Annotated in this window: 9 protein-coding genes and 2 pseudogenes; 5 read left to right on the top strand and 6 right to left on the bottom strand. The window is 71.2% G+C overall.

Annotated elements, in window-relative coordinates; translation table 11 throughout:
• Nucleotides 1-429, bottom strand: a 429-nt coding sequence (locus ACWEN3_RS33790) for a hypothetical protein (protein ID WP_452978692.1), incomplete at its 3' end; no start/stop codon positions are given.
• Between the two features lie 24 nt (nt 430-453).
• Nucleotides 454-1,578 carry a magnesium and cobalt transport protein CorA gene (locus ACWEN3_RS33785; protein WP_452978689.1) on the bottom strand — a complete coding sequence of 375 codons (1,125 nt, stop codon included), beginning with the start codon at nt 1,576-1,578 and terminating at the stop codon, nt 454-456.
• A gap of 503 nt (nt 1,579-2,081) precedes the next feature.
• Here ACWEN3_RS33785 and ACWEN3_RS33780 point away from each other — a divergent pair.
• Nucleotides 2,082-2,657, top strand: a pseudogene (locus tag ACWEN3_RS33780) (suppressor of fused domain protein); the annotation flags it as partial.
• 39 nt (nt 2,658-2,696) lie between these two features.
• On the opposite strand, the gene ACWEN3_RS33775 reads toward ACWEN3_RS33780, so the two are convergent.
• The gene (locus ACWEN3_RS33775; protein ID WP_452978687.1) at nt 2,697-3,971 is read right to left on the bottom strand and encodes an MFS transporter; all 1,275 of its coding nucleotides are present in this window, start codon (nt 3,969-3,971) and stop codon (nt 2,697-2,699) included.
• Nucleotides 3,972-4,144: 173 nt separating this feature from the next.
• Between ACWEN3_RS33775 and ACWEN3_RS33770 the strand changes: the two genes are divergently transcribed.
• The 3 genes from ACWEN3_RS33770 (at nt 4,145) to ACWEN3_RS33760 (ending at nt 6,430) form a co-directional block, all read left to right on the top strand.
• A complete protein-coding gene (locus ACWEN3_RS33770) occupies nt 4,145-4,786 on the top strand; it encodes a DUF6758 family protein (RefSeq protein WP_452978685.1) in 642 nt (213 codons plus the stop codon).
• A 106-nt stretch (nt 4,787-4,892) separates the two neighbouring features.
• Complete coding sequence (locus ACWEN3_RS33765) at nt 4,893-5,750, top strand: PHP domain-containing protein (RefSeq protein WP_452978682.1); 858 nt, start codon at nt 4,893-4,895, stop codon at nt 5,748-5,750.
• 74 nt (nt 5,751-5,824) lie between these two features.
• Nucleotides 5,825-6,430 (top strand): MarC family protein, encoded by a 606-nt coding sequence (locus ACWEN3_RS33760; RefSeq protein WP_258783298.1) that lies wholly within the window; start codon nt 5,825-5,827, stop codon nt 6,428-6,430.
• Nucleotides 6,431-6,475: 45 nt separating this feature from the next.
• Here the strand turns inward: ACWEN3_RS33760 and ACWEN3_RS33755 are convergent, their stop codons facing one another.
• Complete coding sequence (locus ACWEN3_RS33755; protein ID WP_360747054.1) at nt 6,476-6,628, bottom strand: hypothetical protein; 153 nt, start codon at nt 6,626-6,628, stop codon at nt 6,476-6,478.
• A gap of 218 nt (nt 6,629-6,846) precedes the next feature.
• Between ACWEN3_RS33755 and ACWEN3_RS33750 the strand changes: the two genes are divergently transcribed.
• Nucleotides 6,847-7,752, top strand: a complete 906-nt coding sequence (locus ACWEN3_RS33750) for an NYN domain-containing protein (protein ID WP_452978695.1) — start codon at nt 6,847-6,849, stop codon at nt 7,750-7,752.
• On the opposite strand, the gene ACWEN3_RS33745 is transcribed toward ACWEN3_RS33750, so the two are convergent.
• Nucleotides 7,749-8,630, bottom strand: a complete 882-nt coding sequence (locus tag ACWEN3_RS33745; RefSeq protein WP_452978680.1) for an alpha/beta fold hydrolase — start codon at nt 8,628-8,630, stop codon at nt 7,749-7,751. The genes ACWEN3_RS33750 and ACWEN3_RS33745 overlap by 4 nt on opposite strands.
• A 148-nt stretch (nt 8,631-8,778) precedes the next feature.
• Nucleotides 8,779-9,333: pseudogene (locus ACWEN3_RS33740) on the bottom strand (DEAD/DEAH box helicase); the annotation flags it as partial.

Genomic DNA, 9,333 nt, shown 5'->3' with positions numbered 1-9,333 from the left:
CCGAGGAGAAGGCCGACGTCGTACGACGGCTGCAGCGCGAGGGACGCGCCGTGGCCATGGTCGGCGACACCCACGGGCCCAGCGGCCCGGCATCTCCTCGCCGTCGGGGGCGTTCAGGCGCTTGCCCTTCAGCTCGGCCACCGCGGCCTCCCACTCCGGGGAGCCCGCGGCGAGCTCGGACACGGACGCCGGGAACGACACCAGCCGGCCGCCCTTGTCCTTGCTGCGCACGGTCACCTCGGCGGAGCCCCCGTCGACCAGCCCCGCCAGCGGCTGCTCCCCGGGCCCGTCGCCGACCAGGCACACCGCGCCCTCGTGCCACACGTGCCACAGGGCACGGGCCGCCGGGGCGCCGGCGCCCCTGACCCAGATGAGGCCGGACTTCTTCGAGGCCTCCTCGATGAGGGCCCGCTCGCGCACGCTTGTCATGAGAGTCACCCTATTCCAGCCCGCTCACAGCCAGCCGTTGCGCTTCAGCACCCGGTGGATGCCCACGCACATGGCGACGGTGAGGCCCAGGACCAAGGCGTAGCCGTACTTCCAGTGCAGCTCCGGCATGTGGTCGAAGTTCATCCCGTACACCCCGGTCACCATCGTCGGCACGGCGATGATCGCGGCCCACGCGGTGATCTTCCGCATGTCCTCGTTCTGCGCGACGGAGGCCTGGGCGAGGTTGGCCTGGAGGATGGAGTTGAGGAGCTCGTCGAAGCCGAGGACCTGCTCCTGGACCCGGGCGAGGTGGTCGGCGACGTCCCGGAAGTACTTCTGGATGTCGGGGTCGACCAGCCGCATCGGGCGCTCGCTCAGCAGCTGCATGGGCCGCAGCAGCGGTGCGACCGCGCGCTTGAACTCCAGTACCTCACGCTTGAGTTGGTAGATCCGCGCCGAGTCCACACCGCGCGAGACCCCGCCCCTGCGGCCCGGCGAGAAGACCTCGGTCTCCACCTCGTCGATGTCGTCCTGCACCGCGTCGGCCACCGCGATGTAGCCGTCCACGACATGGTCGGCGATGGCGTGCAGCACGGCCGAGGGGCCCTTGGCCAGCAGCTCCGGGTCGTCCTGCAGACGGTGTCTGAGGGCCCGCAGGGAGCCCTGGCCGCCGTGCCGGACGGTGATGAAGAAGTCCCGGCCGGTGAAGCACATCACCTCGCCGGTCTCGACGACCTCGCTGTTGGCGGTGAGCCGGTCGTGCTCGACGTAGTGGATGGTCTTGAAGACGGTGAACAGTGAGTCGTCGTACCGCTCCAGCTTCGGTCGCTGGTGCGCCTGCACCGCGTCCTCCACGGCCAGCGGGTGCAGCCCGAACTCGCTCGCGATACCGGCGAATTCGGCCTCGGTCGGCTCGTGCAGCCCGATCCAGACGAAGCCGCCGTCGCGCCGCACCAGCCGCATCGCCTCGTGCGGGCTCAGCGGCTTGTCGCTGCGCACCCGCACGCCGTCGCGGTAGACGGCGCAGTCGACGACGGCCGAGGGCGTGGCCGGGTCACGGGTGGTGTCGTACGCCGGCGCGCTCGTCTCCTTGCGGAGCGAGACACGGGACGGACGGACCACGGCGCGCAGGTCGCGGATCATCGACATGGGCAGGCTCCTTCGCGACAGGCAACGAAAGACCGCCGACGACGGGTGGAACTACCCGGAATGGGGACGTCCTGACTGCAGATGTTTGGCACGTCCGCAAAGCGGGGAGCACCGCACCGTTGCGGTGGCGACTTCGCTACTGATGCAGAACTGATTCGGATCAGGCAGATCAGGTGATCGGGCGGATCAGGTGATCAGACGGATCAGGCAAAGCGAGACGAAGTGCTCTTCCGGACGGAAACGCGCACGGGAAGGCGGCAGCCAGCCAGAAACCAGCCAGTGACTACATCAGTGGGCGGAAGAGCGAGTGGTACTGCACGGTCGACTTCGATCCATGACAGCCCCACCTCCTCCGGCCGGTCCCTCGTAAGGGAGTCTCCTCGGGGTCGGAACTCGATCGCGACGCTTCGGCGTGCTGTCCCGAACCACCGGCTCAGAGTAGCAGCCGCCCCTGCTGTCAAGGCGCCGCTTTGCCCGCCACTGACGAGTTCTATGCTCACGGCATGGTTGATGTTCTTCCACTGGTCGAGGCACGGTTGACCACCGCGCTGGGCGAACCGGACGCGCGCGCCGCCGTCACGTTCCTCGGCACGGACCGCATCGAGGTGCTCCGCTTCAGTGAGGGGGACGTCGTCCGGTACGCGTCCCTCGGCATGTCCGCGCACCCCATGACCGACCCCACGGCGATGGTCGCCGACCCCGTCAAGGGGCCCCGCGCCGAGCTGTTCCTGTCCGTCCGCGCGGGCGCCGCCGACACCGACAAGGTGCTCCGTCCGCTGGCCGTGTTCGCCGCGTCCCCGCAGGTGGAGGGACTGGTGGTGACGCCGGGCGCCTCCTTGGACACCGGTGAGCCGCTGTGGCCCGGCGCCCCCTTCACCTCGGTCCTGGTGGGCGAGCCCGGCGGTCTCGTGGAGGATCTGGAGCTGGACGCCCCGCTGGATCCCGTACGGTTCCTGCCGCTGCTGCCGATGACGGCGAACGAGGCCGCCTGGAAGCGGGTGCACGGCGCCCAGGCCCTCCAGGAGCGCTGGCTGGCGAACGGGACGGACCTGCGGGAGGGATGCCGCAGGTCCGGCCCGCGGGGGTGTGCCAGCTCACCAAATGCCTTCGGGGGGCGGTCAGTTGGCGAAGACGCCGACCCCGTCCTCGGCCGCGCGCAGCGGCCGCGGCTCCTCCGCCTCGTGGGTGAGGGCCCGGTGCCGCACGGCGACCACGAGCGCGCCCAGCACGGCGGTGACAGCCGCGACCAAGAACGGGACGTGGAGGTCGGTCCACTCCTCGATCTTCGGCGCGAAGTAGGGCGCGGCGGCGGCCGCGAACCAGCGGACGAAGTTGTAGCCCGCGCTCGCCACCGGGCGCGGCGCGTCCGACACACCGAGGGCCAGCTCGGTGTAGACGGTGTTGTTCACGCCGATGAAGGCGCCGGACAGGATCGTGCAGACGACCGCGGTGGTGTGGCTGCCGTAGCCGAGCACCAGGACGTCCGCCGCGAGCAGCACCAGCGAGCCGCCGAGCACCTTCAGCGAGCCGAACCGCTTCTGCATGCGCGGGGCCACGATCACCGAGAAGACCGCGAGCAGCACGCCCCAGGCGAAGAACACCGCACCGGAGCGGTAGGGGGTCATGTTCAGCACGAACGGCGTGAAGGCCAGCACCGTGAAGAACGTGTAGTTGTAGAAGAACGCCGAGACCGCCGCCGAGGCCAGGCCGCCGTGGCCGAGCGCCCTGATCGGGTCGAGGACCGAGGTCTTCCGGGCGGGCTTCGGCTGCTCCTTCAGGAACGCCGTGACGCACAGGAAGCCGATCGCCATCAGCGTGGCCGTGCCGAAGAACGGGTAGCGCCAGCTCATGTTGCCGAGGAGCGCGCCGAGCAGCGGGCCGCAGGCCATGCCGAGGCCGAGCGCGGACTCGTAGAGCAGGATCGCCGCCGCGCTGCCTCCGGCCCCTCGCCCACCACCCTTGTCCGACGCGCCGGGCGCCGCTCCTATGGGATTCGCCGCGCCGACGATGACCGCCAGGGCGGTGGAGACGAAGAGCGCGTTGCCGAGGCCCCAGCCGGCCCGGAAGCCGACGAGCCGGCCCACGCTGTCCGAGGTGCCGGCCAGACCCGCGAAGACGACCACGAAGGCGAGGCCGAGCAGCAGCGTCCTGCGGCCGCCGATACGGCTGGAGACGAAGCCGGTCAGCAGCATCGCGACCGCGGTGATCAGGAAGTACGAGGTGAAGAGCAGGGACACCTGACTGGCCGTGGCGTGCAGGCCCCGCGCGATCGACGGCAGGATCGGGTCGACGAGGCCGATGCCCATGAAGGCGACGACGGAGGCGCCGGCCGTGACCCAGACCGCCTTGGGCTGCCGCAGGATGCCGCCGGGTCCCGCGTCGAGGGGGTCCATGTGCTTCTCCCGTTCCGTACGAAGATAGTTGCTGTATGCATACAGTAAGTTAGCTCAGCTAATTAGTGCAAACAGCATCTAGTTCTGCCCGGTGGCGGCGTTCGGACGGCTGTTCCGTCCGGACGGGTGATCGTCCTTGACGTGGGCGGGCAGGGGTAGGACCGTGGAGCCCTATGAGGGGCGAACCCAGTTGCCCGCGGTGTGGTGGCCGGGTCAGGGCTCCCGGTCTCTTCGCCGATTCGTGGCAGTGCGATGTGCACGGGGCGGTGTATCCGCTGCAGCCCGTGATCCCGCCCAGCGTCGAGGCACTCGGTGCCGTGGTGCACCGCACGCATGTTCCGCTGTGGATGCCGTGGCCGCTGCCGGTCGGCTGGCTCTTCACCGGGGCGGCCTATGCGGGTGACGACCGCAGCGGCGGCCGGGCGACCGCCGTGGCCTGCTCCGGACCCGGCCCGCTCGGCGGCCCGGGCGAGCTGATCCTGGTCGCCGAGGAACTCGGCGTGGGTCTCGGCGCGCGGTACGCGGGCATCGACGGCCCGGACCCGGGGCCGTACATGAACGTCGAGAAGCCGCCCCAGGCCAAGGTGCTCGCCGGCGGCCGGCCGACCCCGCTCTGGCACGTGTACCGCACCCCGGACGACCGCGCCGTCTTCGCGGGCGAGGCGCTCGGCATGTGGCTGTGGGCGGTGATCTGGCCCGAGCAGGCCGGCCTGCTCATGTACGACGAACTGGTGCTGACCGACCTGCGGGACGCGGGGGCGGAACTGGACCTGGTGCCGTTCGGCGCGCTGTCCCCGAGGCTCCTGCGCCCCTGAGCGTCCGCTGTAGGGGGCGCTGTGCGGCTACGGGTGTGACAGGGCATGCCGTGTCTGCGGCTATCCTTAGGTGTCCTTCCCCGTTCTGTCCCTGCCTGGAGTCACCGTGCGCATCGATCTGCACTGTCACTCCACGGCCTCCGACGGCACGGACACCCCGGCCGGGCTGGTGCGGAAAGCCGCCGCGGCCGGACTGGACGTCGTCGCGCTGACCGACCACGACACCACCCGCGGGTACGCCGAGGCGATCGCCGCGCTGCCCGAGGGGCTCACCCTGGTCACCGGCGCCGAGCTGTCCTGCCGTGTCGACGGCGTCTCGATGCACCTGCTGTCCTACCTCTTCGACCCCGAGGAGCCCGCCCTGCTCGCCGAGCGCGAACTGGTCCGGGACGACCGGGTGCCGCGGGCCAAGGGCATGATCGCCAAGCTGAACGCGCTGGGCGTGCCGGTCACCTGGGAGCAGGTCGAGCGGATCGCCGCCGGCGGCTCCGTGGGGCGGCCGCATGTCGCTTCCGCGCTGGTCGAGCTGGGTGTGGTGCCGACGGTGAGCGACGCGTTCACCGAGGAGTGGCTGGCCGACGGCGGCCGGGCCTTCGTGGAGAAGCACGAGACCGACCCGTTCGAGGCGATCCGGCTGGTCAAGGGCGCCGGCGGGGTGGCCGTCTTCGCGCACCCGGCCGCCGCCAAGCGGGGCCGTACGGTCCCCGAGTCCGCGATCGCCGAGATGGCCGCCGCCGGACTGGACGGCATCGAGGTCGACCACATGGACCACGGCCCGGACGACCGGGCCCGGCTGCGCGGCCTCGCCGCCGAGCTGGGACTGCTGGTCACGGGCTCCTCGGACTACCACGGCAGCCGCAAGACCGTGTCGCTGGGCGAGTACACGACCGACCCGGAGGTGTACGGGGAGATCACGCGACGGGCCACCGGCGCGTTCCCCGTCCCGGGGACCGGCGGAGCCTGACGGCCCTCCGGGGCCGGCCCGCGCCGTCTCACGCCCGTAGTTCTTCTTCTTCCAGCAAGGCCAGTACTTCCCCCATGTTCGACATCGCCGTCTTCGGCTCCCTGTTCCTGACCCTTTTTGTGATTATGGATCCCCCTGGGATCACCCCGATCTTCCTCGCCCTGACCGCCGGCCGGCCGGCCAAGGTGCAGAAGCGGATGGCCTTCCAGGCCGTCTGCGTGGCGGGCGGGGTCATCGCCGTCTTCGGCGTCCTGGGCCACCAGATCCTGAACTATCTGCACGTGTCCGTGCCCGCGCTGATGATCGCGGGCGGTCTGCTGCTTCTGCTGATCGCGCTCGACCTGCTCACCGGCAAGACCGACGAGCCGAAGCAGACCAAGGACGTGAACGTGGCCCTCGTGCCGCTGGGCATGCCGCTGCTGGCGGGGCCCGGTGCCATCGTGTCCGTGATCCTCGCCGTGCAGAAGGCGGGCAGTGTCGCCACGCAGGTCTCGGTGTGGTCCGCGATCCTCGCGATCCACGTCGTGCTGTGGCTGGTGATGCGTTACTCGCTGCTGATCATCCGGGTCATCAAGGACGGCGGCGTGGTCCTCGTGACGCGGCTCGCGGGCATGATGCTCTCCGCGATCGCCGTGCAGCAGATCATCAACGGGATCACTCAGGTGATCCGGGGGAGCTGAGCTCGTGGTCTCGGCTCCCCCGGAAAGCTTGAGTGGATCTCCCCGTTACGAGGCCGAGGTCTCGGCCGGGCGGATCCACAGGCGCTGTCCGATGGCGGCGGCCTGCTGAACGATCCGGTTGACGGAGGCGGCGTCCACGACGGTGGTGTCCACGGTGGTGCCGTCGACCTCGTCGAGTCGCATGATCTCGAAGCGCATGGCTTCTCCCTTCGTCTGGTCATCCTCCTGCGGAGAACTACGCGGAGAACTACTTGGTGCACCGGCTGTGTATCCGGTGTCGTATGTAGTCAACGTGCTGCATGTTACAAACATTCCCTACGCTAAATAAATTTTTCGAACGTCTAATTACCGACCGGTAAGCGGCGTGCGCGGGACCGCTCGGGACCGGTTGTGTCCGCAGCGTGACCACCAGGACAATGGAGGCGATGAACGACGACCTGGCGGCCCTCGGCGCCCGCATCGACCGCACGAACGAGCTGCTGGAACGCATGCTCGCCGAGGTGGCGAAGACGCCCTCGACCCACGCGATCTTCGTCGACGCGGGCTATCTGTACGCGGCCGCGGGCCGGCTGGTCGCCGGGACGGAGGACCGCCGCGCCTTCGACCTCGACGCCGAGGGCCTGATCGACGCGCTGATCGACAAGGCCCGCACGATCTTCGCGGACAGCCGGCTGCTGCGCGTCTACTGGTACGACGGCGCCCGGCGCCGCATCCACACCGCCGAGCAGCAGTCCATCGCCGAACTCCCCGACGTCAAGGTCCGCCTCGGCAACCTCAACGCCAACAACCAGCAGAAGGGCGTCGACTCCCTGATCCGCACGGACCTGGAATCACTGGCCCGGCACCGCGCGATCAGCGACGCGGCCCTGCTCGGCGGCGACGAGGACCTGGTCTCGGCGGTCGAGGCGGCCCAGGGCTACGGCGCCCGCGTCCACCTCTGGGGCATCGAGGCGCCCGAGGCCCGCAACCAGGCCGAGCCGCTGCTCTGGGAGGTCGACAGCCAGCGCACCCTCGACCTGGAGTTCTTCAAGCCCTACGTCTCCCGCCGCACGGCCGCCGCCTACGACGCCGGCGCCGGAACCCGCCCCACCCGCGAGGACGTCCGCTTCGTCGGCGCCCAGATCGCGGCGAAGTGGCTGGCCTCCCGGGGCCGCGAGGCGCTGGTCGAACTGCTGCCCGGCCATCCCTATCTGCCCGGCTCCGTCGACCAGGACCTCCTGGTCGAGGCCGAGGGACTGCTCCAGTACTCCCTGCGCGGCCAGGCGGACCTGCGCCGGGCGCTGCGCGACGGCTTCTGGGACCACCTCCAGGCGCAGTACTAGCGCCCGCCCGCGACGTCGTCCCAGAAGTCCGCGAGCGCGCGGGCCGTCTCCAGCGGGCGGTCGGTGTTGGGGGAGTGCTCGGCGCCCTCGACGACCGTCCGCCGCGCCCCCAGCCGTACCGCCATGTCGTCGAGCAGCGGCACCGGCCAGGTGTCGTCCTGCCAGCCCGAGAGCACGTGGAACGACAGCGGTACGGCGGCCAGTTCCGCGACCCGGTCCGGCTCCACGCACAACTGGCACCCGGTGGCCAGGAGTTGGGCGGGCTTCGTGCCAAGCCAGCGGCGCCGCAGGTCCTCCCGGTCGTCCAGGCCGCCATCGAGCGCGGGCGTCTCGGTCTCCTCGGGCGCCTCCATCGCCTGCATCGCGTCCCACACCTGCGTCATCGTCATGACGGCGAGCGCGTCCCGCAGCAGCTTCACGCGCTGCCGCTGGGACTCAGAGATGTGCGCCGGGCCGGAGGCCATCAACGTGAGCGAGCGGAACGGCGTGTGGTCCAGCAGCACTGCGGCACGGGAGATCTGGCCGCCGAGGGAGTGCCCCAGCAGGTGCACCGGCTGCCCGAGCGCCTCCGCCTGGGCCAGCGCGTCCCGCGCCAACTCCTCCCGGGCGTAGGCCGACTCGTCGCTCTCGGGCCCGTCCGACTCGTACTGCCCGCGCCCGTCCACGGCCACGGTCCGGTACCCGCGCTCGGCCAGCGGCACATGGAGCGGGTTGAAGTCCTCCTTGCTGCCGGTGAAGCCCGGCAGCAGCAGCGCGATCCCCCTGGGCTCGACCCCGGCGGCCACGGGAGCGTCGACCACGGCGAATTCCCCGCGCGCCGTCCGAAGGGCGTACGCACGGGCGCCGGGGGGCGGGACGAAGGTGGCGGGCCTACTCATGGGGAGAGGTTAGCGGGCGGTGGACACGACCTGGGCCGGGGGAGGGCGGTCGGGGGTGCCGGTGCGCGTGGGGACGCCGACGGCCCGGTCCAGGCGAAGTGGACCGGGCCGCCATCGGGCTGTGGTGCCGCCGGGGGGCGGCGCCTGATCAGGCCTCGGGGGCCTCCACGACCGCCGCCGCCTTGCGGGTGCGGCGGCGCGGCTTGGCCTCCGGCTCCGCGGTGGCCTGCGCCGGGATCTCCGCGGCGGCCGTCTCGGCGACGGCCTTACGGGTCCGCCGCGCCTTGGGAGCGGCCGGCTCGGCGCCGTCCACCGCGTCCACGGCGGCGGCAGCGGTCTTCCGCGTACGACGCGGCTTCACTTCCGCACCGTCGGCCGCCTCAGGCGCGACTGCCGCGGTCTTCCGCGTCCGGCGCGGCTTGGCCTCGGCCTCCGCCTCCGGGGTGGTGGCGACCGCCTTGCGGGTGCGGCGGGGCTTGGTCTCCGTGCCTTCGGCGGTGTCCACGGCGGCTTCCGCGGTCGCGGCGGTCTTCCGCGTGCGGCGCGGCTTAACCTCCGCCACCGGGGTCTCGGCGTCCGTCTCCGGCGCGGCGGTGGCCGTCTTGCGGGTGCGGCGGGGCTTGGTCTCCGTGCCTTCGGCGGTGTCCACGGCGGCTTCCGCGGCCGCGGCGGTCTTCCGGGTGCGGCGCGGCTTGGCCTCGGC

The organism is Streptomyces sp. NPDC004561 (assembly GCF_053602155.1).
Note: the sequence above shows the minus strand (reverse complement) of the source record. Positions and strands in the feature narration are given on the sequence as shown.